This window comes from Burkholderia sp. MSMB1588, from assembly GCF_001546925.1.
GTDB lineage: Bacteria > Pseudomonadota > Gammaproteobacteria > Burkholderiales > Burkholderiaceae > Burkholderia > Burkholderia humptydooensis.
On sequence record NZ_LNJS01000001.1, the window covers coordinates 1,943,311 to 1,967,837 of the forward strand.

The 24,527-nt window shown below is 66.5% G+C and carries 26 protein-coding genes; 5 read left to right on the forward strand and 21 right to left on the reverse strand.

Translation table 11 applies throughout. From position 1 onward, the window contains the following. The first annotated feature begins 178 nt into the window (after positions 1 to 178). Positions 179 to 340 (forward strand): cytochrome bd-I oxidase subunit CydX, encoded by a 162-nt coding sequence (cydX, locus tag WS92_RS20510; RefSeq protein ID WP_041861851.1) that lies wholly within the window; start codon positions 179 to 181, stop codon positions 338 to 340. After that, a complete protein-coding gene (locus WS92_RS20515) occupies positions 337 to 957 on the forward strand; it encodes a P-loop nucleotide/nucleoside kinase family protein (RefSeq protein WP_009912221.1) in 621 nt (206 codons plus the stop codon). The genes cydX and WS92_RS20515 overlap by 4 nt, the downstream gene beginning before the upstream one ends. Before the next feature lie 67 nt (positions 958 to 1,024). On the opposite strand, the gene WS92_RS20520 is transcribed toward WS92_RS20515, so the two are convergent. From WS92_RS20520 to WS92_RS20555, 8 genes are all read right to left on the reverse strand, one after another. Then, the gene (locus WS92_RS20520; protein WP_006026875.1) at positions 1,025 to 2,125 is read right to left on the reverse strand and encodes a saccharopine dehydrogenase family protein; all 1,101 of its coding nucleotides are present in this window, start codon (positions 2,123 to 2,125) and stop codon (positions 1,025 to 1,027) included. Positions 2,126 to 2,289: 164 nt separating this feature from the next. Further along, positions 2,290 to 3,429: an amidohydrolase family protein gene (locus WS92_RS20525; protein WP_059930781.1), complete on the reverse strand. Its 1,140-nt coding sequence runs from the start codon at positions 3,427 to 3,429 to the stop codon at positions 2,290 to 2,292. Positions 3,430 to 3,588: 159 nt separating this feature from the next. Continuing rightward, the gene (locus WS92_RS20530; RefSeq protein WP_231748959.1) at positions 3,589 to 4,776 is read right to left on the reverse strand and encodes an MFS transporter; all 1,188 of its coding nucleotides are present in this window, start codon (positions 4,774 to 4,776) and stop codon (positions 3,589 to 3,591) included. Positions 4,777 to 4,784: 8 nt separating this feature from the next. After that, positions 4,785 to 5,390, reverse strand: coding sequence for a phosphoribosylglycinamide formyltransferase (gene purN / locus WS92_RS20535; protein ID WP_059930783.1), 606 nt, complete (start codon positions 5,388 to 5,390; stop codon positions 4,785 to 4,787). After that, positions 5,387 to 6,679 carry an amidohydrolase family protein gene (locus WS92_RS20540; protein ID WP_059930786.1) on the reverse strand — a complete coding sequence of 431 codons (1,293 nt, stop codon included), beginning with the start codon at positions 6,677 to 6,679 and terminating at the stop codon, positions 5,387 to 5,389. Before WS92_RS20540 ends, purN begins: the two co-directional genes overlap by 4 nt. Continuing rightward, on the reverse strand, positions 6,676 to 7,239 hold the full coding sequence (locus tag WS92_RS20545) for a DUF84 family protein (protein WP_059930788.1): 564 nt from the start codon (positions 7,237 to 7,239) through the stop codon (positions 6,676 to 6,678). The genes WS92_RS20540 and WS92_RS20545 overlap by 4 nt, the downstream gene beginning before the upstream one ends. Beyond that, complete coding sequence (locus WS92_RS20550; RefSeq protein ID WP_059930790.1) at positions 7,229 to 8,095, reverse strand: thymidylate synthase; 867 nt, start codon at positions 8,093 to 8,095, stop codon at positions 7,229 to 7,231. Before WS92_RS20550 ends, WS92_RS20545 begins: the two co-directional genes overlap by 11 nt. Before the next feature lie 76 nt (positions 8,096 to 8,171). Then, positions 8,172 to 8,765, reverse strand: a complete 594-nt coding sequence (locus tag WS92_RS20555; protein ID WP_015601217.1) for an LOG family protein — start codon at positions 8,763 to 8,765, stop codon at positions 8,172 to 8,174. A gap of 533 nt (positions 8,766 to 9,298) precedes the next feature. Between WS92_RS20555 and WS92_RS20560 the strand changes: the two genes are divergently transcribed. Beyond that, positions 9,299 to 10,150, forward strand: a complete 852-nt coding sequence (locus tag WS92_RS20560) for a helix-turn-helix domain-containing protein (protein WP_006026883.1) — start codon at positions 9,299 to 9,301, stop codon at positions 10,148 to 10,150. On the opposite strand, the gene WS92_RS20565 is transcribed toward WS92_RS20560, so the two are convergent. The 6 genes from WS92_RS20565 to WS92_RS20590 form a co-directional block, all read right to left on the reverse strand. Then, positions 10,140 to 11,969 (reverse strand): ATP-binding response regulator, encoded by a 1,830-nt coding sequence (locus tag WS92_RS20565; RefSeq protein WP_006026884.1) that lies wholly within the window; start codon positions 11,967 to 11,969, stop codon positions 10,140 to 10,142. The genes WS92_RS20560 and WS92_RS20565 overlap by 11 nt on opposite strands. Positions 11,970 to 11,974: 5 nt before the next feature. Next, positions 11,975 to 12,457: a putative pterin-binding protein gene (locus WS92_RS20570; protein WP_059930792.1), complete on the reverse strand. Its 483-nt coding sequence runs from the start codon at positions 12,455 to 12,457 to the stop codon at positions 11,975 to 11,977. Positions 12,458 to 12,830: 373 nt separating this feature from the next. Next, the gene (locus WS92_RS20575; protein WP_059930794.1) at positions 12,831 to 13,934 is read right to left on the reverse strand and encodes a zinc ribbon domain-containing protein; all 1,104 of its coding nucleotides are present in this window, start codon (positions 13,932 to 13,934) and stop codon (positions 12,831 to 12,833) included. Between the two features lie 54 nt (positions 13,935 to 13,988). Continuing rightward, positions 13,989 to 14,450: an Lrp/AsnC family transcriptional regulator gene (locus WS92_RS20580; RefSeq protein ID WP_006026887.1), complete on the reverse strand. Its 462-nt coding sequence runs from the start codon at positions 14,448 to 14,450 to the stop codon at positions 13,989 to 13,991. Positions 14,451 to 14,634: 184 nt separating this feature from the next. Continuing rightward, positions 14,635 to 14,784, reverse strand: a complete 150-nt coding sequence (locus WS92_RS20585) for a hypothetical protein (RefSeq protein WP_041861659.1) — start codon at positions 14,782 to 14,784, stop codon at positions 14,635 to 14,637. Positions 14,785 to 14,854: 70 nt separating this feature from the next. After that, the gene (locus tag WS92_RS20590) at positions 14,855 to 15,307 is read right to left on the reverse strand and encodes a hypothetical protein (protein WP_041861658.1); all 453 of its coding nucleotides are present in this window, start codon (positions 15,305 to 15,307) and stop codon (positions 14,855 to 14,857) included. 511 nt (positions 15,308 to 15,818) lie between these two features. Between WS92_RS20590 and WS92_RS20595 the strand changes: the two genes are divergently transcribed. Next, entirely contained in the window at positions 15,819 to 16,337 is a 519-nt protein-coding gene (locus tag WS92_RS20595; protein ID WP_006026890.1) for a Spy/CpxP family protein refolding chaperone, read from the forward strand. Positions 16,338 to 16,489: 152 nt separating this feature from the next. On the opposite strand, the gene WS92_RS20600 is transcribed toward WS92_RS20595, so the two are convergent. After that, a complete protein-coding gene (locus WS92_RS20600) occupies positions 16,490 to 17,509 on the reverse strand; it encodes an extracellular catalytic domain type 2 short-chain-length polyhydroxyalkanoate depolymerase (protein ID WP_059930796.1) in 1,020 nt (339 codons plus the stop codon). Between the two features lie 191 nt (positions 17,510 to 17,700). On the opposite strand from WS92_RS20600, the gene WS92_RS20605 reads away from it, so the two are divergent. Continuing rightward, positions 17,701 to 18,135 (forward strand): PGDYG domain-containing protein, encoded by a 435-nt coding sequence (locus tag WS92_RS20605; RefSeq protein WP_059930839.1) that lies wholly within the window; start codon positions 17,701 to 17,703, stop codon positions 18,133 to 18,135. A gap of 285 nt (positions 18,136 to 18,420) precedes the next feature. On the opposite strand, the gene WS92_RS20610 is transcribed toward WS92_RS20605, so the two are convergent. The 6 genes from WS92_RS20610 to WS92_RS20640 form a co-directional block, all read right to left on the reverse strand. Then, entirely contained in the window at positions 18,421 to 18,783 is a 363-nt protein-coding gene (locus WS92_RS20610) for a DUF3022 domain-containing protein (protein ID WP_059930841.1), read from the reverse strand. Between the two features lie 14 nt (positions 18,784 to 18,797). Beyond that, the gene (locus WS92_RS20615; RefSeq protein ID WP_006026894.1) at positions 18,798 to 19,586 is read right to left on the reverse strand and encodes a YhfC family intramembrane metalloprotease; all 789 of its coding nucleotides are present in this window, start codon (positions 19,584 to 19,586) and stop codon (positions 18,798 to 18,800) included. A gap of 57 nt (positions 19,587 to 19,643) precedes the next feature. Then, a complete protein-coding gene (locus WS92_RS20620; RefSeq protein ID WP_006026895.1) occupies positions 19,644 to 20,687 on the reverse strand; it encodes a LacI family DNA-binding transcriptional regulator in 1,044 nt (347 codons plus the stop codon). 441 nt (positions 20,688 to 21,128) lie between these two features. Beyond that, positions 21,129 to 22,106: a 2-hydroxyacid dehydrogenase gene (locus tag WS92_RS20630; protein ID WP_006026896.1), complete on the reverse strand. Its 978-nt coding sequence runs from the start codon at positions 22,104 to 22,106 to the stop codon at positions 21,129 to 21,131. Positions 22,107 to 22,110: 4 nt separating this feature from the next. Beyond that, positions 22,111 to 23,388 (reverse strand): MFS transporter, encoded by a 1,278-nt coding sequence (locus tag WS92_RS20635; protein WP_006026897.1) that lies wholly within the window; start codon positions 23,386 to 23,388, stop codon positions 22,111 to 22,113. A gap of 84 nt (positions 23,389 to 23,472) precedes the next feature. Continuing rightward, positions 23,473 to 24,462: a sugar kinase gene (locus WS92_RS20640; RefSeq protein WP_006026898.1), complete on the reverse strand. Its 990-nt coding sequence runs from the start codon at positions 24,460 to 24,462 to the stop codon at positions 23,473 to 23,475. Positions 24,463 to 24,527: the final 65 nt, after the last annotated feature.

Here is a 24,527-nt window from a genome sequence, read left to right on the forward strand (position 1 = left end):
ATTCCGGCGCACAGTTTAGCCGCTCCCGCGCGCGCCGGCGGCCGCGGTTCGCTTGCGCGGCCCGCCGATATTGGTCATGATCGACGTCGTGCACTCGTCGCCGGTCGCGCTCGCGGGCGGCGCTCCCTCGAATCGCCCGGCGGCCCGCGCGGCCGTCCTGACCGTCAAGGAGACAGCGATGTGGTACTTCTCGTGGATTCTCGGCATCGGCGTCGCGCTCGGCTTCGGCATCATCAACGCGATGTGGCTCGAAGCGAACGGCAATTTCCCGACGGGCGCCGCCGGCGACGCGCATGACGCGCACGGGCCCGCCGCGCCGCCGGAGGACCCACGTTCGTGACGTATCTGGTGTTTTTCTGCGGCCATGCGGGCACCGGCAAGACGACGCTCGCGAAGCGGCTGATCCGGCCGCTGATGAAGACGACGGGCGAAGCGTTCTGCCTGCTCGACAAGGACACGTTGTACGGCCGCTACAGCTCGGCCGCGATGGGCGCGCTCACGCACGACCCGAACGATCGCGACAGCCCGCTCTATCTGAAGCATCTGCGCGATCCCGAATACCAGGGGCTGCTCGACACCGCGCGCGAGAACCTGGAGCTCGGCATCAGCGCGATCGTCGTCGGACCGCTGTCGCGCGAGGTGCGCGACCGGCGTCTGTTCGATCGCGCGTGGCTCGGCATCGGACCCAACGTCGAGCTGCGGATCGTCTGGGTCCACACGTCGGAGGACACCGCGCATGCGCGGATCGTCGCGCGCGGCAATCCGAACGACGCATACAAGCTCGCGCACTGGGAAGAATACCGGCAACGCCGCTTCATCCCGACAGGCGAGCAATGCGAGGGCCTGCTGATGTTCGACAACACCGCGCCGTCGGATGCCGACGTCGAAGCGCTCCTCGATCACATCGCGCCGCCGCCCGCGCGCGTCGCGTCGACGGTGCCGCCGCTGCCCGCCTGACGCGGCGCCGCATGCATGAAAAAACGCCGGACGCCCATCGGGCCACCCGGCGTTTTTTTACGTCGCGTCATGCGAGCGCGTGCATCCGCTCGAGCGTGCCGCCCTCGTACAGCTTGCCGAAGCGGTTCGCGAGGAATGCGTGCAGCGGCACCTGCTCCTGGCGCACGAAGCCGCTCTGCGGCAGCTTCTTCTCGCGGAACAGATCGAGCACCGCGCACATCGCGCCCGCCGTCGTGATCTGGATCGCGCTCATCGGCATCCCGCAGATTTCCTTCGCGAAGATCTTGCGCGTGAACACGTCCTGCACGAGCTGGCCGTGCTTCACGCCCGTCACCGTGACGAACACGAGCACGACGTCCTGCTTCGTCGACGGCACCGCGCGGCGCATGATCGATTTCAGCGTGTCGCGGTCGGTCGCCAGGCGCAGATCCTCGAGCAGGAACTGGATCAGCTCGCGGTGGCCCGGATAGCGGACCGACTTGTAATCGAGCGTCTCGACCTTGCCCTCGAGCGTCTCGCACAGCGTGCCGAGGCCGCCCGACGTGTTGAACGCCTCGTATTCGGTGCCGTCGAGCGAGAAGTGCTCGAGCCCTTCGAGCGGCTGCACCCATTGGCGGCGCCCGTCGCGCACCGCTTCGCACGGCTGGCAGTATTCGTTGATGAGGCCGTCGACGCTCCACGTCAGGTTGTACTTGAGCGCGTTGGTCGGATACTCGGGCAGCGCGCCGACGCGCATCTTCACGTCGCGCACCTCGGTGAAGCCGTTCACGAGCTCGTGCGCGGCGATGCCGATGAAGCCCGGCGCGAGGCCGCATTGCGGCATGAACGCGCGATCCGAGCCTTCGGCGAGCTCGCGGATCGCGCCCGTCGCGCGCACGTCCTCGGTCAGATCGAAATAATGCACGCCCGCGGCCTTCGCGGCGGCGGCGACATTGACGGCCAGGTAATACGGCAGCGCGTTGACGAGCGCGTCGAAGCCCTTCACCGCTTCGCGGATCGCGGCCGCGTCGGCGGAATCGACGCGCCGCGTCGCGATGTCTTCGCTGGCGAGTTTCGCGAGCGCGTCCGCATCGCGATCGAACGCGACGACTTCGTAGTCGCCGGTTTCGCGCAGCAGATGAGCGATGGTGTGGCCGATGAGACCCGCGCCGACGATGGCGATTTTCATGTCGTTCTCTCCTGACAAGGTGATTGTTTGTTGTAAACGGCGTGTTGCCCTGCAGGAAAGTGTACGGATGCGCAAAAACACTTTATAGACGAAAAGTGATGCGAAACGACGTCAATTTTCGACGATTTGATGATACGTTTCGTCGAGTTGACGTAAACGCCGTATCAATGCGCAGCGCCGGTCGCGGCGAGCGCCGCCTTCGCGCACACGCGCGAGCGTCCGTCGACGAGCACCGCTCGCGGCGCGCGCGTCGCGAGCAGCGACAGCAGCGTCGCGCCGCCGCCACGCAGATCGTCGCCGGCCTGCCGCTCGAACAGGCAGAGGTCGGCCTTCATGCCCGGCGCGATCGCGCCTACGTCGTCGAGACCGAGCGCCGCCGCGGCCGAGCGGGTCAACGCAAGCGCGCAGCGGTCCAGGAGCGCAGCCGACGCACGCTCCGTCTCGCGCATCAAGCGATGCAACGCCGCGCCGCCGCGAAAACGCAGTGCGGCCCTGCCCGTTTCGAGCAGCGGCGCATAGGCGCTCCGCCCTCGCACGCGCTCGCCGTCGCGGCACGCGTCGATCACCGCATGGCTTCGCGTGCGCGCCAGCGCGGCGATGTCCCGCCCGTCGAGCGGCGCTGCGCCGAACACCGTCACCCGCTTGTCGTCGGCCATCAGATAAGCGATCAATGCCGCCTCCGAGCAGCAGAAGCGCGCGCGAAACTCGTGCGCGACATCGGAGTGCGCGGAGAACTGAATGCCGATCCGCGTGCCCGCGCACTTCGCGCGGTGCGCCCACGCGACGATCTCGGCCGCCGACGCGAGATCGCCGCTCGCGATCACCGGCAGCGCCGTGACGAGCGACGGAACGTCCGGCGCGGCAGCGCCGGCGGGCGCGGCCGACGTGGCCGGCGCGGCCGGCATCCAGCCCGGCCACGCGTCGGCCTGCTCCGGGCGCCGATCGTCGACGCGCAGCAGCGCGACACGTCGCATGGCCGCCGCGGCGGCTCCCGCATCGAGAGGTGCGTCGCCCGTGCAATGGCGGGCCATCGTGGTGACGCAAGCGGGCGGCTCGGCAACCGCGGCCCACGACGGATGGATTCGGCCGTCCGGCGGCGCGATATCGACGACGCCCGGCGTGCAGATGAGCGACGCACCGTCGATGCCGTCGGCGAGCGCCGAGCTGCCGGCCGGCACGATAGCTGCGATCCTGCCGCCGGCGATCTCGATATCGCATCGCTCGAACGCGCATCCGGCGCTGTCGAAGCGCATCGTGTCGCTGATCACCCACGGTCGTGCTGCGCAAGACATTTCGATAGGCATATCCGTATCGTCCTGGTGCGAGCCGCCGCCCCGGCGCGCGCGCGGAACCCGCGCCGGGCCCGCGACGTTGTTCGCCGCTGCGGGGAGCCGCTCGCGGATGAGGTGTCGTTTCGGCCCGGCCGCCGCGCTCGCCGGCCGGGCCCCGTCAGCGAACGTGCGTCAGGTCGCCGCTCGGCCGACCTCCGAAAAGAGCTGCTGATAGGCGAAATACGAGCAAACGATCGCGAGCAGCGAACAGACGAATGCGAAGACGAAAATCGACGCATAGCCGACGTGCGACGCAATGATCCCGCCCGCCGCGCCGGCGAGGAGAATCCCGATGTCGAAGCAGGATTCATAGGTGCTCAGCGCAAGCCCGATGTTCTTTTCGGGCAGGCTCTTGATCGCGGGAAGCGCGAGCAGCGGATAGACCATCGACAGGCCGAAGCCCGCCAGCAAGGAGCCGATCGACGCGTAGAGCGGCGTGCTCGCATACGCGAGGCAAAGCAGGCCCGCCGCCTCGATCGCGAGCGAGACGACGATCGTGTTGACGCCCGACGAATCGGCGCGCCAGCCGAGCAGCAGCCGCGCCGCGACGTAGCCGATGCCGAACAGCGCGAGCGCGAGCGCCGCATAGCCGTTCCAGCCGTTGTCGAGAAACAGCAGCGCGAGAAACGACGTGACCGACGCGTATCCGACGTTGGCGAGCGCGAAGCCCGCGCCGGCCTTCCACACGCGCTTCACCGCATAACTGAGCGGCAGATGGCCTGCGTCGTCATGGACGCTGACCTCCTTGATGAACCATACGACGACGGTTCCGAGCAGCGGCAGCCCCGTCATCGCCGCCGCGCCGGCGACGAGCCCCACGTGCTGATACGACCACACGCCCGCGTAGTTTCCGATCGCGAGCCCGAGGAACATCGCGATCCCGACCCACGACATGATCTTGCCGGCGTGCTCGCGCCCGACAAGCCCGATCGGCCACGTTCCGCTGCAGGTGAAGATGAGGCTCTCGCCGACGCCCATCAGCACGCGGCTGCCGAACACCACGGCAAACGAAAGGTATGCGCTCGCGCCGTGCGTCGCGAGCGCCGCGACGCACAGCGCGCCCGCGACGAACATCAGCAGCAGCCCGCGGATCATGCCGGTCTTCGGGCCCCGCGTGTCGGAGAACCGGCCGGCGTACGCGCGCGACAGCAGCGTCGAGACGGACTCGGCCGTGACGACCGCGCCGACGAAATACGGCGACAGTCCCAACACCTTGTTCACGTAGATCGGCAATATGGCAAGCGACGTGCCCAGGCTGACGATCGCGACAAAGAGAATGAGCGCAACGACGACCGCCGATGCGAAGTTTCCGGTTTTCACGTTTTCTTTCATTGAACGACCCTCACGATTCCGTCGCGAACGGCGATCCGGTCTTCCAGGATGTTCGTGACCGCGTCCGCGATGATGACTTCTTCCACCTTGATGATTGCTTCCTTCAGCGCCTGCTCCGTCATGCCCGGCGCAATGCGCACGACGCCCTGATCGATGATGGGCCCTGCATCCACTTCGTTGTTGATGAAATGCACCGTCGCGCCCGTCACCTTCACGCCCGCCTCGAGCGCGCGGCGCTGCGCGCCGTCGCCCGGAAACGCCGGCAGGATCGACGGATGCGTGTTGATCGTCCGGCTCCCGTATTTGTCGACGAAGGCCGGCGAGAAAATGCGCCGGAACCCGCCGAGGACGATCAGATCGATGTCGTTCGCGTCGAGTTGCCGGGAAATTTCGGCCTCGAACGATTCGCGATCGGCGAAATCCGAGTGCAGGACCCGGCTGACCGGAAACCGCCCCGCGAGCGAGCCGTTCTCGGCCGGAAACGCCTTGTTGTTCGTGATCACGAGCGCGACCTCCGCGGGCACCGACGATCGCCCGATGCCCTCGACGACGGAGCCGATCAGCGATCCGCGCCCGGAAAACAGAAATGCAATCTTCTTCATGCCGTCACCTCTTCTCTGAGCGCCTCGAACCGCGACCGCCATTCGTCGAAATCGACGAACGCGAACGTCCCGTCCGAGAAGATCGCCCGTCCGTCGACGAATACCTGGTCCGGGTTTTCGTTGCGCAGCAGCCGCAAATGGGAAATCGGGCTGTTGCCGTACGCCTCCGTCAAGCGGTCGCGCCGGAAGACGATGAAATCCGCGCGGCGGCCGGCGCGAATCGCGCCGATCCCGCGCAATCCGATGCTCTCGCCGCCCGACGCGGTCAACATGCCGAGCACCTCCGCCGCGCTCAGCTTGTCGTCGAGATCGTGCTCGCCGTGGTGATAGAGGCAGAACATCGCATCGTTCGTCAGGCGGTTTTCCGGATTGACCATCGCCGCGTCCGTGCCGAGCCCCATGTGCCGCGCGCCGGCGAATCGGCGCACCGGCATCCTGCCCGCACCGACGAAGCTGTTGCTGATCGGGCAATGGACCAGGTTCGCGCGCGACCGACGGATCTCGGCGACATCGTCATCATCCACGCTGCTCGCATGAACGAGCGTGAGGTGCTCGTCCAGCACGCCCAGCCCGCCAAGATGCCGGATCGCGCTGATGCCGTGCGCGTCGCGAAACGATTTCACCTGCGTTCGCCCCTCGTGAACATGCATCGAGAACGTCTTGCCGCGCGCCTTCGCCAATCCATGCAACTGCCGGATCAAATCGTCGCTCGCGGACAGCTCCGACGCGGTGGCCGGCTGCAGATCGATCAGCGGCGTCGCGTGCGTATCGACGGACCGCTCGTATCTGCGGATGATCTCGTCGATGCCGTACGCCGACGGCTTGCTCCCGCCGCCGAGCCACTGATCGCTCTGGCAGAACTGGACCGATGCGCGCACGCCGACGGCCTTGCACGCGTCGGCATCCGTTTCGAAGCGGCTCGTGAACACGCCGACGCTCGTCACGCCGCTGCGCACGTTGCGCATGATGCTGTAGAGCGCGGCCGCATACTGCGTTTGCGCGCTTTCGAGCCGGTTGTTCTTGTGCACGCTGTCGAGCACCGTCTGAATCGGCGAGAAGTCGTGCAGATCGCCGTACAGCTCCTTGCTCGGATGCAGGTGTGCATTGACGAGCCCCGGAAACATCACGCGCCCCGTCCCGTCCGCCGTCGCGACGCCATCGGGGCGCGGCGCGCCGGCCGGCCGGATGCTGTGAAACCGGCCGTCCTTCACGCGAATGTCGGCCGTCGCCAGCCGGCAGGTGTCGGGATCGAGATACTCGATGCCCGCATACAGGATGTCGTCGTTCATATCGCGGCGCTCGCGGTGCGTTTCGAATTCAGTGCGACGCCCAACGCGCAGCGAATCGCCGTTTCGAACTCCATGGTCCGGTCGTACAGGCCGTTCGTCAGGAATCCGTTCGTGCCGAGCACGTCGATCACGCTGTCGCCTGTCGCATCGAGTGTCTCCTTGATGAACGCCGACAGCCTTTCCCCCGGCGGCAACGCGTTCAGCAGGCCGTGCGGCAGCATCACCTTGCCGCTGCATCCATAGGCGGGCATCTCTTCGCCCGCGCGCAGCACGGCGGCCCAGCCGTACACGAAATCGCCAAAACCGGTGCGCTCGATCAGCCCTTCGAGCGCCACCCAGTAATCGACGGCGTCGCGACAGCGCGCCTGCATGGCCACGAGGCGATTGCGGCATCCCGCCAGCGCCTGCGCGTCGCTGTCGGGCGTTTCGGACACGCCTGAGTCGACCGGCACCGGAACGATCCGGTGCGACTCGAAGACCGCGCCGGCCACGCTGCGCAGCGCATTGACTTTTGCTTCGTTTGCCGAAGCGATTGCAAGGATCGTCGGGTTATTCGGCATTCTCGTAAATCCACTTGATTACATCGGTTTTTGCCGAGCCGGCGTAGATGTCGCCCAGCGTATCCTTCGCCGACGAGATTTCCGGCATCATTTCGGTGTCGCCGCAGCCGTTCATCGCGTCCTTCGCCTTCTCCATCGCGTTGTCGTAAATCTGCGTGAACGTGGTCTTCATGATGGTCGAGCCCAGTTGCAGATCGTCGTAGCCCTGCGACACGAGATCGCTATGCACGAGTTCGTGAACGAACGAGAAGAAACCCATGTCGTACGGCAGCCCCGTGATCACGTCGGTGCTGCGCGAGATCGTCTCGCAAAACAGGTGGTTTTCCCGAATGAAGAACTGCATCCCGATCGTGCACGGAAAATCCTTCGTATCGGACTTGTGGTAGTTCTGGTTGATGTTGATGATCGCGCGGCGCGAGTCCTGGTTCGACTTCAGCATGCTGACGATCCAGTTGTACTGGTTGCCGTATTTTTCGACCGGCTCGTAGAACACGTAATACCCGTAGTTCGAATTGACGTTCCCGTCCTTGTCCGTGAGCGTCATCCAGAACTTCGACGCGTTCGCGAGGCCGTTCTCGGCCTTCAGGCTGCCGCTGAAATACGCGAGCAGTTCGCGGCACAGGTATCGCTTTGCGCCGTTTCGAAGCGAATGCACGCGGCTGCGCGGGTCCTTCAGGATGTAGTTGACGCCATACGCCTGCATCGCGTCTCCGGCGCGCGACTTGATCTTTCTTCCCTCCTTCACGATGTTGTGAATGCCCTGCCTGACCAGGTCGTCGACCGAATCGCCGTAGATGTTCGTGAAACCGTGATGAATCGCTGCCCTCGGAGTAACGTCCAGAAGTAAATTTTCCATAGTCTTGTGAATGGTTAAATTCGGACTTCTCAGTGAATGTTCATCCTTCGTGCGGACGAACGGCGCAACTTCGACATCAGCCCTCGCCCCACCTGGGGCGCGGCGGATTCCAACGCTCCAGCTCGTCGAGCAGCGCCGCGTTGCTGTCGACGCGGATGAGCAGCTTGCCCTCGAGCGGATTCGCAAAGCCGGAATCGACCACGTGCGCGATCAGATCCAGCAGACGGTCCCAATAGCGATTGACGTTCAACAGGAATATCGGCTTCTTGTGATTGCCGAGAATCAGATTGGACAGCACCTCGATCGTCTCCTCGATCGTGCCGATGCCGCCCGGCAATGCGACGAAGCAGTTGCCCAGGTCCTCCATCAGCTTCTTCCTGGCCGACATCGAATCGACGATATGCAGCGCCGTCAGCGACGTGTGCGAAATCTCCCCGCTCGTCAGCGCCCGCGGAATGACGCCCGTCACCTTGCCGCCCGCCGCCAGCGCGGTATTGGCGACCACGCCCATCAGGCCGACCTTGCCGCCGCCATAAACGATCTCGGCGCCGGAGGCCACCACGTCCCCGATGAATTTCTCCGTCTCGCGCGCGAATGCGGGATCCATGCCGAACGACGATCCGGCGTAGACGGTGACGCGAAAACCGCTCGGGAATCTATCCCTTCTCATAAGCCTTCCTAAATATTGTCTCGGGTCCCCGTGCTCGCAGGGACCATGAATATCGAAGCCGATCGGCTACGCAAAATGCGGTGAGGCGAAAAACCGGGAGAAACGGGAAAACGGGCGAGTCTGACGACAGGAAAGTGCGGCGATGCGGCTCGGGCGTCATGCATGGCCGAATGGCGGATGCATCGTTCCGGCATGCCGCCAGCCGCTTATCGCATGAAACGCAATCAAATTATCGCATCCAGCACCATTCTAGATACAAAACATCGCATGTCAAGCATTTATCAGATTTTTAAATGCAATGCTTAAGCCAGAATTGCTGTAAGGAATAATTTATTCGCCCAATTATGGTATGACATGCGATCTTTGATTGACTGTGCGATAGTGTCATGCCTGCAATACTTGCGCTACGATGCCGACCGTCCGCTTCGCGCGCCCATGCCGCCCCCGGAGCGCGCATGCCCTCACTGCCCGTCGCCCGGCGAACCGGCCGGCGACGAAGAAGACGCAAATCAGACAGCCACCGCTTATCGATAATGGACAGTCACGAACAGCATTCCAGCGCCATCCAGATCGCCAATCGCATCCGGGAAATCCTGACGAAGAACGGCATCAGCAAGCGCCAGCATGCGAACACCGTGAGCCGGATTCTCAATCTGAGCTTCTCGCAAGCGCATCGCAAGCTCAAAGGCCAAAGCCCCTGGGCGATCCATCAGGTCAACCAGATCACCGCGGAATTCGGAGAAGATGTCGGCCAGTTGTTCGGCGCGCCGCTCGCCGATGCCGCGCCGGTCGAAGGCGATCCCGTCGACGCGCTGCTCGCCATTGGCGACACGCGCATCGCATGCCATGCGCATATCGGCGAAGCGTTGTCCGCCGATCAGAAATCGGATCTCGTCGCCGTGCGGATCAACCATCGATGGTCGATCCATGCTCACGACCAGGCCCCGGAAGCGCCGCATTACGCCGTGCGCGAGGTCAGGATCGCGCCGACCGTCGAGGAGATCCGCAGGCTGAGCATCGCGATTCTGGACGACTCGCCGGAAGCGGCGGACGAGTTGTCGAAGTATCTGCGCGCGCAAGGTTTCAACACCTACACCTACTACGACATCGATTCGTTCAACGAAGCCGTGCGGGACAACATGTTCGACGGCTTCGTCGTCGACTGGATCATCGGCCGCGAAACGTCCGAAAGCTGCATGACGGAGATCCGGCAATCGGAAAATCCGGATGCGCCGATTCTGGTGCTGACGGGGCAATTGAACACGAGCGAGCGTGAATCGGAAATCGCGCGCGCGATGCGCACTTTCGACATTCTCGGCCCGTATGAAAAGCCGATCCGGCTATCGGTCATCAAGGCGGCGTTCGACCGCCACTTCAACCGCTGACGGAAACCAGCCGCTTCAGCGTCCGGAACAGGATCTCCCGCCGAACCGGCTTCATCAGGTAATCGTCGAACAGCGCCATCTGCTCTTCGGTGAGAAGCTCGGGTGCGTGAGCGCTGACGCCCACCACGGGAATCCTGTAGTTCGGGCCGCGCGTCAGCCGCAACTCCTTCGCCACCGAAATGCCGTCGCGCTCCGGCATGTGGAGATCCAGCAGCAGCACGTCGTACGGACGGCGCATCAGCTTCTGCATCGCGCGCTCCGCCGAATCGCATGGCTCGCAAGTGCAGCCGATCTGCTCCAGCAGCGACGAAAACGAGCTCAACGCGGATTTGTTGTCGTCGACGACGAGCACATGATGCGGCGTCGAGAAAACGCCGCCGTCCTCCGCTTGCGCCGGATCGTCGCCGCCCGCGCCCGGCCCCGCGGCGACGCGCGATATCCGGACCGGCAAATCGACGGTGAAAACGCTCCCTTTGCCGACCTCGCTGCGCACGCCGATCCCGCCGCCGAACAAGTCGACCAGCCCCTTCACGATCGACAGCCCCATGCCTGCGCCGTCGTGAATGTTCGTCTGCCCGTGATCGATCTGCGTGAACGGATGGAAGATATGGTCGAGCTTGTCGGCGGGAATGCCCGTGCCGGTGTCCTCGACCCGCAGCCGCAGGCGGCCGCCCTGCGCGCCCGGCGCCAGCTCGCAGGAGAGCTTGACGCTTCCCGCACGGGTGTTCTTGATCGCATTGCTCAACAGATTCGTCATGATCTGGCGAATCCTCGCGGCATCCGAATGAAGACACACGTCGTCGATCCCGTGGTTCTCGCAGATGAGCCGAACGGGTTTCCTGCCGATCAGCGAGACCGCCTCGGTCGCGGTGGCGGTGACGATCGGCGCGAGCCTGAAGTCGCTGTTTCTCAGTTCCAGCTTGCCGCTGTCGAGCCGCGCGTAATCGGTCAGATCGCGCATCTGCGACTCGATCTGCATCGCCGCGAGTTCCAGCCGCTTGATCGTGTCGGTGTGCTCGAGCGCGATCCGCGCGCCCGAGATCACGTCGATCGCGGACGTGATGCTCTGCAGCGGCGTCCGGAGCTCGTGGCCGATCGCGCCGAGAAACGCATTCTTCGCGCGCACCGCCTCGCTGGCGGCCGCGGTCGCGCGCCGTTCCGCGGCGAGCGCCTGCGCCTGCTGCCGGATCGTCTTTCTGCTCTGCTGGATGTTGAATATCGTGATGAACCCGATGATCGCGACCGACGAGATGATGATCGATACGCCGATCAGGATGATCGTGCGATTCTTGAGGAAGATCCGGTATGTCCGGTCGCGCTGCTTCGCCTCCGCGTGCGCCGCCAATGCCGACAGGTTCAGCGCCTCGATGCGGATCAACCGTATCTTCTCGGCCACCTCCGTCAGCGACTTCTGCGTCATCCCGGGCAGCTCCATGATGCGCCCGACGTCCGCGAACAGCGTGCGAATCCGCTCGATGCGCTCGTCATAACCCTGCTCCGCATAAAGCAGGCGAGTGGATTCCGATCGATTCGACAGCACGAAGAACTTCGATTCGAGAATGTCGAATTCCGATTTCAGATCCTTGCACTCGCTGAGGCACCCCCAATCCTTCCTGTAAAGAAGCAATTCGAAGTCCGCGAGCCGGGTTTCAAACTGTGCGGTAGACGATGCGTAGTCTTCCTGCGTTCCGACGAGAGCCAGAAAGCTGCGCTCGGAAAACAGGTTGCTGTAGCAATAGATGGCCGAAGACATCGCCGCAACCATCAGGAGCGTCAGGACCAGATAAAGCCGGATGCTGCCGATCGGCGACGATTTCATTAATTTCACTTGACGACGATTTTATACACCTGCCAAAGAAATCGAGTGCTGTACAGCGGACCGCTCAATTCGGCGCCTCCGGTATCACGCGGATATATGACGAACAAAGGCCCGAAATTCTTCAGGGACAGTATTTTTCCGTTCATTTTATAGGCCAGAATTGTACCATATTTCTCAAAATCCGAAACGGGAATATCTTCGTAATAGTCATCCAGCGTATAGACGGTGATCACCTTTCCCCTGGCGCCCACTTTTTTCAGCAGGTCGAGAATCGGCACGCCCTCGAACCGGCTTTCCGCGGTCCACGCGGTCGAGGTCCGGATCTCCCGCACCGGCATCCGCATCAATTCGGTTTCGCTGAAAACATAGCTCTTGCTTTTCGGATCGGTGTATTTATCGATATCTCCGGATATCACCAGATCGAAGGAAAATGCATTTCCGCAAGCGAACATCAGCGCGAAAGCGAATAGCGAAATCAGTTTTTTCATCTTGGCCCTCGGATAGCTGTATTTTTATCGCTTCAATTGCCTCGTTGAACGCGAGGTCTGATTGATTTTCATAAAACCGCCGATCGCGACAAACCTGCGAGCGGCAAAGCACGCCGGCGAAATCGATTTTCGCGAGCGAAGCGCCCTCATTCGAAATATCCGACGCGGCGCCGACAAAACAATTACATTGCCTTTTTCGACATGAAACCGGCGATCGAGCATAACACACGGCCGGCATGCGAATTGGCTTTCCGAAACGTCGGATTTTCCGTGATCGGACACCGGAAAGCCAAAGCACGCGATCGCGGACGGACCGGGCGGACGCCGGGCCGCCGACGGCGGCTGCGATCCGGCGCGGCGCGGATCGCCTGGGCTACCCGCCCGCCGCGTCCCGTTTCGCGCCGGACGCGAGCGCGCCGCCGTCTTCCGCATGCTTGACCGATGCGCCGCAGCCGCTGCAGAACGGGAAGAACGCAAAGTTGCGCGTGCCGCATCCGGCGCACTGCTCGAACAGCCTGAGCCCGCAGTGGATGCAGAACGTCGCGCCGTCGCCGCCCAGGTTCCACGGCTTGTCGCACGACGGGCAGAGCTTTTTCTGATAGGCGGCGATCGCCTTCTCGTAGCCGATCGCCTGTGCGCGCTCGTGCTGGCTGCGCCGCATCTCCTCGCGCTTGCGCTCGACGTAGCGCTGGAATGCGCGCAGCATGTAGATGCCCGCGAACACGGTGAGCACGATGCCGACGGTCACACGCACGTAGCCGCCGAAGCTAGGCAGATACGGCACGAGCTCGACGAAGAACGCCGTCAGCGCGAACATCCCGAAGCCATAGACGAACGGCCAGTAGTGCACCTTCCGGTAACGGACGAAAAGCCAGACGGCGAGCGCGAGAATCGGCAGCGTGAACGCGAGCCGCCACACGAACACGACGAGCTCGTAGCGGCGGCTCGCCTGCTCGTAGCGCCGCTCGGCCTGCGCCTGCGATTGCGAAAGCTGCGCGCTCACGTCGTCCTGGCGCTTGCGCAGCGCGTCGAGCTGGTCGGCGATCTGGTCCTGCTGGCGCTGCCAGCCAGCCACCGCCGTCTGCAGCGCGTCAAGCTGGCGCGTGCGCGCGAGCACGTCCGGATTGCGGCTCGCGTCGCCCGTCGCGCTGCGCGTCGCGATCCAATTGCGAAAGCTCTCCTTCGCCTGGTTGTATTCCTGCTGCGCGCGATTGCGGGCGGTCGCGAACGCATCGGCCTTGTCGGTCAGCGCGCCCTGCTCGCGCTGCAGCTCCCGCTGCGTCGCGCGCAGCGCGGCGTCGGCCCGCGTATCGGCGTAGCGCTCGAGCGTCGGCGGCCCGCCGCGCGGCGCGAACGCCATGTCGCGGATCACGAGGCTGCCGAGCATGTTGAGGAACAGCGCGAACGCCACGGCAATGCCCCACGATGCGATCTGCAGCAACCGCTCGGGGCGCGAATAGGTTTGGCTCGTCGTCATGATCCCGATCTCTCTCGTCAGGGTGGTCGTGTCCGTCGTCGTGCGTCGTGCGCGTCAGCCGATCGTCCCGCGATCGATCTTGCGCGCGAGGATGATCGACGTCGTCGTCCGCTCGACGCCTTCGAGCGCGCCGATCTGATCGAGCAGGTCGTTCAGGCGTTCGGGCGAATCGGCGCGCAGCCACGCGACATAGTCGTACTCTCCGCTCACCGCGCACAGCAGTTGCACCTCGGGCATGCGGTCGAGACGCTTGAGCACATCCTTGCCGTACTTCGGCGCGAGGATGATGCCAACGTACGCATAGATGCTCGCGTCGAGCACGTCCTGTCCGAGCCGCACGCTGTAGCCCGCGATCACCTGCGTGCGCTCGAGCCGCGCGATCCGCGCGAGCACCGTCGTGCGCGCGACGCCCAGTTGCCGCGCGAGATCCGCGACGCTCGCGCGCGCGTTCGCCTGCAGCAGCGCGACGAGGTTGCGGTCGAGGTCGTCGAGTTGATCGAGTCGGGGTGGGCGCATGGCGGATCGGCGAATGGAGGTGCCGCGATGATAGCGCCGAACGGCCGTGCGCCCAAGCCGGCGGCCGCGCAAGGGCCGTTCCGATCGTCCGTTCTATCCGTCGTTCTATCCGTCGTCCTGTCCATCGTTCGAGCGGCCGTCGCCACGGCCCCGCCGCGCACCGGGCGCGCCACGATGCGATGCGTCACGCCGGCGCGATGCCGATCGAATGCACGAGATAGCGGCACAGCGCCGGCTCGTCGAATTCGGGCAGCCGCGCACCGCTGCCCGCGAGGAACGCCGACGTGCTCGCGTGCTCCCGCAGCCAGGTGTGCTGGTCAGCTCGACCAGACACATGCCGAAGCGCTTCGACCGCCGCCCTTCCCGGCCGCGCCCGTTCGGCGCCTGCTCGCCGTTCGCACCGCTCACTGCGCCTTCGCGTGCTGCGCGAGGCCGATCGCCTTGTAGTCGTATGTCGGATAGAACTCTGTGCGATACACGCCCCACGCGGTGTCCTCGAGCACGCGATTCACCTCGCGCAGCCGCGACGCCGGCAGGCGCAGCACGACGACCTGGCCGATCCCCATCGCGACCGTCCAGCTCACGACCTCGACGCCCGCCGGCGGAAACGCCTTGTAAAAGCCTTGCCGTGCGAGCTGCGCGTTCAGCTCGGCGAGCGGACGCGATTCGTCGTGCCGCAGAAAGACGGTGAGCAGGATCGCGTTGTCCGGCGTCGCGACTGCCGAACCCGGTGCCGGCACGGCGCTCTGGGCTTGCGCGGCGCCGCCCGCGAGTGCGAATGCGGTGAACAGTGCGGTAAACATCGCGACCGCGCCGAGTCGCGCGGAAATGCCGGATGATGACTTCGTCGTGCGCATGCCAGGCTCCTTCATCGAGAACGATTTCGCAGGCTCGCTCGCCGCCCGGGGGGCGAAACGCGGCGCCGCGCAGGCGCGGCCGCATGGGTTTCCTCAACGCGCTGACGCATCGATATCGGCGCATCGCCGGTCCGCATATCGCCGGGACGTGCGCTGCCGAAACATTCGCGGCTGCCGTGACGTCCGGCGCTTGCGCGCTTCCGGCCTTTGCTCGACTCCCGCAATGCCTCGCACAGCGTCCGCGCCGCAGACGACACCGGACACCGTTCGTCGCGCCCCTGCATATTCGATGCGCGCCCGCCCCGACCCGCAACACGCATCGACGGGCACGCCGGCCGGCGCATTCCCCGCGCCGCCGCGATTTCGATTCGTTTCGGTTGTAAGCAGATGTCGCATTGCCGCCCAACGGCCCGCCGCCGTGCTACTAATAGCGCGGGACGCGCGCCGCGCAGGCGGTCGAGCGCCGCGCCCGCCTTCCGGATTTTCGTCCGACGACCACACAGGAGCTCCCATGAAAAAGATCTCGCTGACTTTCGCTGCCGCGCTCGCGCTGGCGGCCACGCTCGCGCACGCGCAAACGAGCGCGTCGGCGCCCGCCGCGGCGGCCTCCGCCCCGGCCGCCGCGGCCGCGCGCCATGAAGCGCGCGTCGAGGAGCGCATCACGTACCTGCACAACCAGTTGAAGATTACGCCGGAGCAGGAGTCGCAATGGAAGACGTTCGCCGACACGATGCGCGACAACGGCGCAACGATGGCGCGTCTTTATCGCGAGCGGATGGAGAACAAGACCGCGTCCGCGCTCGACGACATGAACCAGTACGCGGAACTCACGCGGGCGAACGCGGACGGCGCGAAAAAGCTCGCCGACGCGTTCACGCCGCTGTACGCGAGCTTCCCGGCCGAGCAGAAGGCGCTGGCCGACTCGACGTTCCGCAAATGGCTGCACCCGGAGCCGGGCAAGGCACGCGCGCGCAAGCATCCGGGCAAGGCGGACGGCCAGCCCCCCGCGAGCGCCGGCGCCGCGCAGTAACGCGAACGCGCGAGCGCGCCGGCCGCGCGCATGCGGCAACCGGCGCGCTCGCGCTCGTTCGCGACGTCCGCCCCCAACGCTCGGCGCGTGATGCAAGCGCATCGACGCTTGGCCCCGCTCCCGCCCGGCAGGCGCGCCGCCCCGCCCGTCACTCAGGGCGCGGACGTGACCCGCTCGATCATCGCCCGCACCGCGCGCATCTGCGCGCCCGACTTCCACGCGTAGTTCTGCCCGGTGTACGCGAACCAGTCCCAGCAGCCCTGCGGATCGTTCGGCGTGCTCGTCTTCGCAACCTGCGGATACAGCACGACGATGCCGTTCGCGTCGGCCCAGTTGTCGTATGTCGTCATGTCGCGCACGACGGCGGCCGACTGCAGGCAGCCATGAAACACGACGTGCACCTTGCAGCCGGCGTTCGCGTCGCACGCGCGCGGCACGTACGCATATCCGTCGGCCGCGAGCCCGCTCGACGCGGGCGCGAACTCGCGCTGGCCGAACGTGATCGCGCGCCCCGCCGGCTTCGCGGCGGGCGGCGAAAGCGGTCCGTAAATCGTCTCGAGCAGCGCGCCCGCCTGGTCGTAGCCCGATTGCCCGACCGTGCAATGGCTGATGTACGGCGAGGCGTTGGCATCGCACGCGTTGCCCGCGGACGGCGTGACGAACGCGTGACCGGCCGGGATGTCGGCGACGTAGACGATGCTCGATACGGGCACGCCGGAGAGCCAGAAGAACGACCACGCCGCGTCGACGGCCGATTGTCGGACGATCGTGTCTTTCGTTCCGCTGAACAGATAGACCTTCGCGCGCTGCAGGTTCGCGAGCGGGTCGATCTGCCCGCGCGCGGCGAAGCCCTGCGCGGCGGCGACCAGCAATCCCGGATCCGGCACCATGTTGGGCACGAGCCCTCGGCAGAGGTCGGTGTTCGCGAGGCTGCCCGCCGCGCAATAGTACGGGCCGCCCGCGATCACGCCGACGCCGATCACCGACGCCGAATACGCGACCTGATACTGGAGCGCCATGTACGCGCCCGACGACAAGCCGGACACCGATACGCGATTCGCGTCCGCGCGCAGCGCGGGCAACGGCGGCGCCGCGGGCGCGGGCGCGGCGGCGAGCGTGATCGTGAGCGCGACGGCGGGCATCGCGCGCGCGGCGGCATGGCGCATCTGCATGGCTTTCCCCTTGGTCTGCGCCGGGCGACGGCGAGCACGGCCGGCGTCGCCCGGCCTGGTCGACACAGTCGGACGGCAAATCGAGACGCGATCACTTCATCTTTGTCTCAACGCTCGTCGCCCGCAAGGTCGGCGTTCACGCGCGCCCGGATTCGCGCTAAAGTGATGCGCCTTTATTGACGAAAATCGACATGATCGAACTAAAAAACGTCGACCTCAGCAACGATCCGGACGCGCTGCGCGTCGTCAAGGACGAGACGGTTCAGGTCGAGTTCGCCGCGCAGCCGGGCGAGCTGATGAGCCTCGAAGGCCTGAACCGCTATGCGGCGGGCGACGCGCTCGTCACCGGTTCGACGGGCGACCGCTGGGTGGTGTCGCGCGAGCGCTTCGACGCGAAGTATGCGCCCGCGACGGCGGGCGCCGCGCACGGCGCGCCGGGCGCGTACCGCAACCGCCCGGCCGTCGTGCTCGCGAAGCGGATGGACGCGGCGTTCTCGATCGCGCGCTCGGCGGGCGGCGACACGCTGCGCGGCGACGCGGGCGACTGGGTGATGCAGTACGCGCCCGGCGATTACGGCGTCGTGCAGGCGAAGCGCTTCGCGCAGGTGTACCGCAAAGCGGATTGACGCGCGGCGCATTCGCGTCGTATTCGCCCGTTGCGCTCGCCGGCTCGGCGGCCGCGTGAGCCGGCCGGCTCCGGAGCCGCGACGCATCCTCGACGAATCCGCCGTACGCCGCGGCGCCCAAGCGCAGGAACGCGTGCAAGCGCCGCCTGCGAAAAAAACAGCGCGCCACGACAAATACAAAGCCCGCCGTCTACCGAACGGCGGGCTTTTTATCGCGATCGGAATTGGAAGCATTGGGGCATCGGACAGGCGGCGCGGCGCATGCCGGCACGCGCCGCGCGCTTGTCACGCGAACTCGTCGCCGAGCTCGAGCGTCGTCTCGCGCGGCACCGCCTCGCCCGCCGCATGCCGCTCCTCGAGCGAGCCGAGCGTCGCCTCGACGTACGCGCGCAGCACCGCATGGCTGCGCGCGCGCTGCATCGGCTTGAGCGCGAGATAGCGCTGCAGCGCGGCGCCCGCGAAGCGCACGTCGAGCGTCGTCTTGCGCGGCGTCGCGCCGAAGCGCATCGCGAGCCAGTGCACGGCGAGAAAGCGCCCCGCTTCGTCGGCGCGCTCGGCGAAGTGCGTCTGCTCGGGAAAGAGATCGCAGATCACGCGCGCGAGCTCGCCGAATTCGGCGCTCGCGCAATCGTATTGATAATCGTCCATCGTCGGGTTTCGGTTCAGCGTGCGGCGCGCGCGGGCCGGCACAGTTTCATCAGCGCGCCGGCGAAGCCCGCCGCGAGGAGCAGATACAGCGCGACCATCCATTCGAACGGCACGCCGCCGCCGTTGTAGACGATCGACGGCAGATCGATGACGGGATGCAGCACGATCATCGCGGGCAGGATCCAGCGCCGGTTCGCGCGAATGCCGCGCCACATCAGCACGGACAGCGCGACCTGCACGACGAACGCCGCGACGCGCTCGAGCGCCGACACCGCGACCGATACGGGCGACATCGTCGCGAGCATCACCTGGATGCGCAGCGCGAGATCGGCGGGCATCGTCGACAGTTGCGCGTTCAGCTCGCCGCGATTCGCGAGCCACGCGAGATAGACCCATTGCGCGAGCACGACGACGCCGACGAACCACGCCTGCGCGCCGCCATGGCCGATGCCGTTCGCGAGGCCGCGCGCGTCGCCGCTCGACGGGCCGTAGCGCTTCGCGAGAAAGCGCAGCCCGAGATAGCGGCCGACCTCCTCGAACAGCGCGGCGACGGCGGTGCCGAACACCGCGAACGTGACGGGCTTCGACAGCCACATGACGGCCGACGGCTGGCTCAGCAGCAACGCGTAGACGCCGCGTTCGAGCAGCGTCGCGAACAGCGTGTAGACGGCGACGCCGACGATCGCGTCGCGCCGGTCGAGCGCCATCGGCCGGCGCAGGAATCGATAGAGGCCGATCGGCAGCAACGCCACGATGAGCGTGGCGATGACAAGCGCCGCCAGCGTGACGGGGGCAACGGTCATGACAATCCTTGTTCGAAACGCGCACCGGTGCGGTGCGTGCCCCGAATGATACTCAACTCAGGTCGCCGTCGACGCGCGCACGCAGAGCTCGCCCGCCAGCAGCGCCTCGTGGAAGGCGCCCGTGCCGCCGTCGATCCGCTCGTGAACGAATTCGACCGCGCGATAGCCGATGTCGTAAGTCGGCTGACGGATCGTCGTCACGCCGATCAGCTCCGCCCAGTCGGGATCGTCGATCGCGATCAGCGCGACGCGCTTTTGCCACGCGTCGCCGAGCCGCGCGTGCAGATGCCGCGCGATCACGAGCGCAACGGGCGCGTTCGCCGCGAAGATCGCGGGCCGCACGGGCTCGCCCGCGGCCGCGTCGATACGCGCATCGAGCTCGGCGAGCGCGCGCCGCGTGGATTCCGGCTCGTTCGGCTCGAGCACGATCGTCGGATGCACGGTGCGCCCGGATGCCGCGACCTGCGCGCGAAACGCGGCCTCGCGCAGCCGCCGCGAACTCACGTGCTCGAACGGCTGCACGACGAAATGAATCGACTGGAAGCCCTGCGCGAACAGGTGCTGCAAGCCCGTCTCGATCGCCGCCGCGTTGTCGAGGCCGATCATGTCGGTTTCGAAGCCTGCGACGCTGCGATCGACGAGCACGGTCGGAATACCGCCGCCGCGCAGCGATTTCAGCGCATTCTCATCGGCGCCGAGCGCGTTGACGATCATGCCTTCGACGCGGTAGGTGGTGAGCAACTGCAGATAGCGGCGCTCCATCTCGAGTTCGTTCGCCGCGTGGCAGATGAGCGGCATGTAGCCGAGCGCGTGGCACGCGGCCTCGACGCCGCGCAGCACTTCGACCGTATAGGGATTCGTCAGGTCCGCGGCGAGCAGGCCGAGGAGGCGGTTGCGGCCGCGCTTCAGGCCGCGCGCCATCTGGTTCGGACGGTAGTTCAGGCGCGCGATCGCGTCCTCGATGCGCTGGCGCAGATCGGCGGACAGCACGTTCGTTTCGCCGTTCAGGTAACGCGAGACGCTGGTCTTGCCGGTGCCCGCTTCGCGGGCGACGTCGCTGATCGTCGCGGGACGCGACGGCTGAGTTCGTGGATCGCTCACAGTGGCGCCTCGTGACGAGCGGCCCGCTCCGCCTCGCGAGCGGGCGGGTCATTGTTGTTGGATGGAAAGGCCAACTGACGATGTCTCCTGTCGGCCGATTCCGGCCCGGCAAAGCCTAGGACGGCGCACGAGCGCCTATCTTGCCGCAGCGGCTGCGCGGCGATCAGCGGGCGATCATAACGCAGGCAATCGGGCCGCACCAAGATGGCCTCCTCTAGCGTGGAGGGACGCGCGGCGTCAGTCGAGTCGCGGCGCGCTGCGTCGCCCATTGTCATCGCGTTTTCTCCGCGTCGAATCCCGCACTCATGCACCAGGCCGCAAGCTGTCGGACTGCTGACGATTCGGCCGCCGAATCACGGCGCGAAGCGATGAGCCTTATCCGGCGCCTGCGTTCGCCACGTGCCGCGCGATGCGGCATGCCGCATGCGTTCGGCTCGGCGTTCACGGCGTCGATGTCGCGCGCCGCAGCGCGTCGCGATTGACGATATTGCGCGTGAGCGTGCCGTCGAGCGCCGCGATCACGTTCTCGGCCGCGCAACGCGCCATCGCGTGGCGCGTCTCGCGCGTCGCCGAGCCGATGTGCGGCAGCGCGACGACGTTGCGCATCGACAGCAACGGCGAATCCGCGGCGAGCGGCTCGCGCTCGAACACGTCGAGCCCCGCCGCCCGAATCGTTCCCGCGCGCAGCGCGTCGATGAGCGCCGCCTCGTCGACGACGGGCCCGCGCGACGCGTTCACGAGGATCGCGCTGCGCTTCATCTTCGCGAGCTCGCGCGCGCCGATCAGATGCCGCGTCTGCGGCGAAAGCGGCACTTGCAGGCACACGAAATCGGCCTCGGCGAGCAGTTCGTCGAGCTCGACGCGGCGCGCGCCGAACTGCGCCTGCGCCTGCGGGTTCGCGCTGCGGTTCGTGTAGAGCACCGGCATCCGGAAACCGAGCGCCGCGCGGCGCGCGACCGCCGCGCCGATGCGCCCGAGCCCGACGATGCCGAGCGTCTTGCCGTTCACGTCGGTGCCGTAGAGCGACTCGCCGATGCTCTGCCGCCACTGCCCCGCCTTCACGAATTCGGCGAGCTCGACGACGCGCCGCGCGCTCGCGAGGATCAGCGCGAACACGGTGTCGGCGGTCGCCTCGGTCAGCACGTCCGGCGTGTGCGCGAGCACGATCCCGCGGCGCGTCAGATCGGCGACGTCGAAGTTGTCGAAGCCGACCGAGATCGTCGACCACGCGCGCAGCCGCGGCGCGCGATCGAGCAGCCCGGGCGTGATCCTCAGGCTCGCGCCGAGCGCGCCGTCGGCGTCGGGCAGCGCGCGCGCGAGCGCGTCGGCGCCCTCGGCGAGCACGACGTCCGCATGCTCGCGCAGGGTTGCGAGCACGTCGTCAGGAAGCGGCTTGTAGACGACGATGCGATGCTTCATGTGTTCACTTTCCTTGCGACGGATGGGCGAGCGGCGGCGTCGCGCCCGCCGGCTTCACCGACAGCGTGAGCACGACGGCCGCGACGAGCGCGGCGCTCATGAATGCGTAGGACGCGGCGGGCGAGCCCGTCGCGCCGTTCAGATAGCCGACCGCGTACGAGCCGACGAACGAGCCGAGCGCGCCCATGCTGTTGATGAGCGCCATCGCGCCGCCCGCGACGTTCTTCGGCAGCAATTCCGGCACGATCGCGAAGAACGGCCCGTACGGCGCGTACATCGCCGCGCCCGCGACGACGAGCAGCGCGTACGACAGCCAGAAATGCGTCGAGCCGAGCGCGTACGACGCGGCGAACGCGGCCGCGCCGATCAGCAGGAACGGCCACACGAAGCCCTTGCGCGAGCCGAGCCGGTCGGACGCCCAGGACGCGGCGAGCATCGCGATCGTCGCGGCGAGATACGGCAGCGCGGACAGCCACCCCGTTTCGACCATGCCGAGCGCCGAGCCGCTCTTCACGATCGACGGCAGCCACAGCACGAAGCCGTACACGCCGATGCTCCAGCAAAAGTATTGCGCGCAGAGCTTGACGACGGCGGGCGAGCGGAACGCGTCGCGATAGTTGCGCACCGGCTTGAGCGCCGCCTGCTCGGCCGCGAGCGCGGCGTCGAGAGCGCGCTTTTCCTCGTCGGTGAGCCACTTCGCCTGCGCGGGCCGGTCCTGCACGAGGAACCACCAGCAGACCGCCCACGCGACGGCGGGCAGCCCTTCGGCGACGAACATGTGGCGCCAGCCGAACGCGTGGACGAGATAGCCGGACACGACCGACATCCACAGCACCGTGACCGGATTGCCGAGAATGAGGAACGTGTTCGCGCGCGAGCGCTCGCGCTTCGTGAACCAGTTGCTGATGAAGATCAGCATCGCGGGCATCACGGCCGCCTCGACGACGCCGAGCAGGAAGCGGATCGCCATCAGCGACGGGATGTTGCTGACGACGCCCGTGAGCGACGCGCACGCGCCCCACAGCACGAGGCTCCAGAACACGAGCGTCTTCACGCTGCGCCGCTCCGCATAGATCGCGCCCGGAATCTGAAAGAAGAAGTAGCCGAGGAAGAACAGCGCGCCGATCAGCGACGACAGCCCCTTGCCGATGCCGAGATCCTGATTGATCCCGGCTGCGGCGGCGAAGCCGTAGTTCGCGCGGTCGAGATACGCGAGGCTGTACGTGATGAAGACGATCGGCATGATCGTCCACCAGCGGCGAATCGCGAGCGTTGCAGGCATGGTGTGTGTCTCCTGTGTCGAGCGGCGCCGTATGAAACGCGGGATTCGCCGCGATTGTGCCCGTCCTGCGACGGGACAGGCGGTTTATCGCGCGAGCGGCGCCTCTAGGCGATCCCGCGCATTGCTCAGATTTTCGATTCGATCGAGCGCCGCACGCGTCGGCAGTCCTTCCGAATCGCCGATCACCTGGATCGCGAGCGCGCCGATCCGGTTGCCCCGCGCCACCGCGTCGCCGATCGCGCGGCCCTCGAGCAGCGCGCTCACGACGCCGACCGCGAAGCCGTCGCCCGCGCCGACCGTGTCGACGACGTGCTCGACGCGCTCGGCCGCAACCGTGCCCTCGCAGCCGTCGGCCGTGCGGAAGTACGCGCCCTGCGCGCCGAGCTTGACGATCACGCCGCGCGCGCCCTGCGCGAGGTAGAAGCGCGCGATGTCGGCGGGCGTGCCGAGGCCCGTCAACTGGCGCCCTTCGGCGAGCCCGGGCAGCACCCAGTCCGCGTGCGCGGCGAGCGCGTTCAGCGTGCTCGCCATCGCTTCCGGCGACGGCCACAGTGTCGGCCGCAGGTTCGGATCGAACGACACCGTCCTGCCAGCCGCGCGCATCGTGCGCGCGAGATGGAACGCGAGCTCGCGCGACGAATCGGACAGCGCGGGCGCGACGCCCGTCAGATGCAGGTGGCGCGCGCCGAGCACGTAGCCGGGCGCGTAGTCGTCGAGCGACAGGCGGCTCGCGGCCGAGCCCTTGCGGAAATACTCGACGGTCGGGTCCGCGCCGTCGGTCGCGCGCGACTTCAACTGGAAGCCCGTCGGATAGCGCGCGTCGACCGTCACGCACGACGCGTCGACGTGCTCGCGCGCGAGCGTGTCGAGCACGTAGCGGCCAAACGAATCGGCGCCGACGCGGCTCACCCAGCCGACCCGGAAACCGAGGCGCGCCAGGCCGATCGCGACGTTCAGATCGGCGCCCGCGATGCGCTTCGTGAATTGCGTCGCGCTGTCGAGCGGGCCGGGTTCGGCGGCGACGAACATCGCCATCGCTTCGCCATAGGTGACGACGTCGAGCGGGGCTTGCATGGTGTGGGCTGACTCCTTCGATCAACGGCCTGGCGTCGGCGTAAGCGTCGAGCTTAGCCGAGCCG

Excerpts from the sequence above, each read along its gene's own strand:
- cydX (WP_041861851.1), top strand. The coding sequence starts at position 179 with ATGTGGTACTTCTCGTGGATTCTCGGCATCGGCGTCGCGCTCGGCTTC.
- WS92_RS20520 (WP_006026875.1), bottom strand. The coding sequence starts at position 2,125 with ATGAAAATCGCCATCGTCGGCGCGGGTCTCATCGGCCACACCATCGCT.
- WS92_RS20525 (WP_059930781.1), bottom strand. The coding sequence starts at position 3,429 with ATGCCTATCGAAATGTCTTGCGCAGCACGACCGTGGGTGATCAGCGAC.
- purN (WP_059930783.1), bottom strand. The coding sequence starts at position 5,390 with ATGAAGAAGATTGCATTTCTGTTTTCCGGGCGCGGATCGCTGATCGGC.
- WS92_RS20540 (WP_059930786.1), bottom strand. The coding sequence starts at position 6,679 with ATGAACGACGACATCCTGTATGCGGGCATCGAGTATCTCGATCCCGAC.
- WS92_RS20545 (WP_059930788.1), bottom strand. The coding sequence starts at position 7,239 with ATGCCGAATAACCCGACGATCCTTGCAATCGCTTCGGCAAACGAAGCA.
- WS92_RS20550 (WP_059930790.1), bottom strand. The coding sequence starts at position 8,095 with ATGGAAAATTTACTTCTGGACGTTACTCCGAGGGCAGCGATTCATCAC.
- WS92_RS20555 (WP_015601217.1), bottom strand. The coding sequence starts at position 8,765 with ATGAGAAGGGATAGATTCCCGAGCGGTTTTCGCGTCACCGTCTACGCC.
- WS92_RS20560 (WP_006026883.1), top strand. The coding sequence starts at position 9,299 with ATGGACAGTCACGAACAGCATTCCAGCGCCATCCAGATCGCCAATCGC.
- WS92_RS20565 (WP_006026884.1), bottom strand. The coding sequence starts at position 11,969 with ATGAAATCGTCGCCGATCGGCAGCATCCGGCTTTATCTGGTCCTGACG.
- WS92_RS20570 (WP_059930792.1), bottom strand. The coding sequence starts at position 12,457 with ATGAAAAAACTGATTTCGCTATTCGCTTTCGCGCTGATGTTCGCTTGC.
- WS92_RS20575 (WP_059930794.1), bottom strand. The coding sequence starts at position 13,934 with ATGACGACGAGCCAAACCTATTCGCGCCCCGAGCGGTTGCTGCAGATC.
- WS92_RS20580 (WP_006026887.1), bottom strand. The coding sequence starts at position 14,450 with ATGCGCCCACCCCGACTCGATCAACTCGACGACCTCGACCGCAACCTC.
- WS92_RS20590 (WP_041861658.1), bottom strand. The coding sequence starts at position 15,307 with ATGCGCACGACGAAGTCATCATCCGGCATTTCCGCGCGACTCGGCGCG.
- WS92_RS20595 (WP_006026890.1), top strand. The coding sequence starts at position 15,819 with ATGAAAAAGATCTCGCTGACTTTCGCTGCCGCGCTCGCGCTGGCGGCC.
- WS92_RS20600 (WP_059930796.1), bottom strand. The coding sequence starts at position 17,509 with ATGCAGATGCGCCATGCCGCCGCGCGCGCGATGCCCGCCGTCGCGCTC.
- WS92_RS20605 (WP_059930839.1), top strand. The coding sequence starts at position 17,701 with ATGATCGAACTAAAAAACGTCGACCTCAGCAACGATCCGGACGCGCTG.
- WS92_RS20610 (WP_059930841.1), bottom strand. The coding sequence starts at position 18,783 with ATGGACGATTATCAATACGATTGCGCGAGCGCCGAATTCGGCGAGCTC.
- WS92_RS20615 (WP_006026894.1), bottom strand. The coding sequence starts at position 19,586 with ATGACCGTTGCCCCCGTCACGCTGGCGGCGCTTGTCATCGCCACGCTC.
- WS92_RS20630 (WP_006026896.1), bottom strand. The coding sequence starts at position 22,106 with ATGAAGCATCGCATCGTCGTCTACAAGCCGCTTCCTGACGACGTGCTC.
- WS92_RS20635 (WP_006026897.1), bottom strand. The coding sequence starts at position 23,388 with ATGCCTGCAACGCTCGCGATTCGCCGCTGGTGGACGATCATGCCGATC.
- WS92_RS20640 (WP_006026898.1), bottom strand. The coding sequence starts at position 24,462 with ATGCAAGCCCCGCTCGACGTCGTCACCTATGGCGAAGCGATGGCGATG.